The sequence below is a fragment of the Paraburkholderia sp. CNPSo 3281 genome, from assembly GCF_024206515.1.
Classification (GTDB): domain Bacteria; phylum Pseudomonadota; class Gammaproteobacteria; order Burkholderiales; family Burkholderiaceae; genus Paraburkholderia; species Paraburkholderia nodosa.
Genome location: NZ_JAMBPS010000151.1, coordinates 1 through 1,175, shown reverse-complemented (window position 1 = coordinate 1,175; position 1,175 = coordinate 1). Strand labels below are relative to the sequence as shown.

At 58.5% G+C, this 1,175-nt stretch carries 2 protein-coding genes and 1 pseudogene; 1 reads left to right on the top strand and 2 read right to left on the bottom strand.

What is annotated here, in order from left to right; translation table 11 throughout:
• A pseudogene (locus tag M3I56_RS40580) lies at positions 1-178 on the top strand (IS256 family transposase); the annotation flags it as partial.
• 127 nt (positions 179-305) lie between these two features.
• Here M3I56_RS40580 and M3I56_RS40575 read toward each other — a convergent pair.
• Positions 306-569: a hypothetical protein gene (locus M3I56_RS40575; protein WP_254358666.1), complete on the bottom strand. Its 264-nt coding sequence runs from the start codon at positions 567-569 to the stop codon at positions 306-308.
• Positions 570-723: 154 nt separating this feature from the next.
• The coding region (locus M3I56_RS40570) for a hypothetical protein (RefSeq protein ID WP_254358664.1) at positions 724-1,175 on the bottom strand (452 nt) is incomplete at its 5' end.

The following is a 1,175-nucleotide window of genomic DNA, read 5'->3' as shown; positions in this document are numbered from 1 at the left end:
ACGCAAGATCGTCAAGACGCGTGGGCACTTCCCGACGGACGAGGCCGCGACCAAACTGCTCTGGCTGGCCTTGCGCAATATCACGGCTGACTGGAGCCGTGCCGCGCATGACTGGAAAGCCGCGATGAACCAGTTCGCGATCCTCTACGAGGATCGCTTCACCAGAAATCATTTGTAGAATGCAATTGATGAGCCTGCCAGACGGCAGGCTTTTATCTGCCTTGCACACAAAAATTCAGACACTCCCGGTGAGTAGACCCGGGGAGTTGCACCTCGAGTCTCTTACTTTGATTCGACACCTAGCATCACTCCCCGCACGAGCCGTCATTGTGAAACATCAGTACGTGCGCTTTGGCCGTTTTGCCCTTCTTGAAGCGATCTACAAGCTTTCTGTATCCCTTCAGTGCTGCGCCCGACGAAAACAACGTCTCATCCGGGTGCCAGTTGTCGATATGTCCACCCCACCAGCATGTGTCGGCTTGGCCAATAAGCGCGACAAGCACGCGACGATTCGCTGCCACTTGCCTGGCATGGAGAATCGCCTCCTCCAATGGGAGCGCTACCTGCATTCTTTGCATCCGGCTCAGAAAAGTTTAGAGGGCTGAGGCACAGATTGCCGCATCCGCTGCTGGCAATCGGCCACCAAAAAAACCATTAATGGTGACGATGTCTTGCCACCGATGCAAGGCGACGCGAAACATTGCACAACAATACGAATCCTCGTCATTGAGGCGTCCCGCAGTGGCCGCGAGGGTCGCTCGAACTGCCACGACGCTTAAGTCGGTTGGCTGTTCCGTTGCCCCCCGAACCCCGGGTATCGGGCCATGCGAGCTTCTGGCCTGCGCGCAGACCCGTGCCGGCGTCGGCAATCGTAAAGTCGGGATGCAGTCCCTGCCTCTGCAGGTCCAGCAGATGGATGGCCCAGGTATCGCCATCACGGTGGTCTTCGTCAGCCAGCAGATAGCAGTAGGTGGAAGCCGCATCGATGCCGGTAAGAACCGGCCGGGTCCCCTGAAAGATCTCGTCGTGCAGTCCCACCCGGATGGCCGACAGGTCGATGCTGTTGTTGATGGCCATCGCCCGCTGCGCGGCACGCTGGTGAACATTGTGCACGGTGCCCAGGCTGATGGACACGCCCAGCAGGTCGCTCATGAATTCGATGACGCCGCGCATCG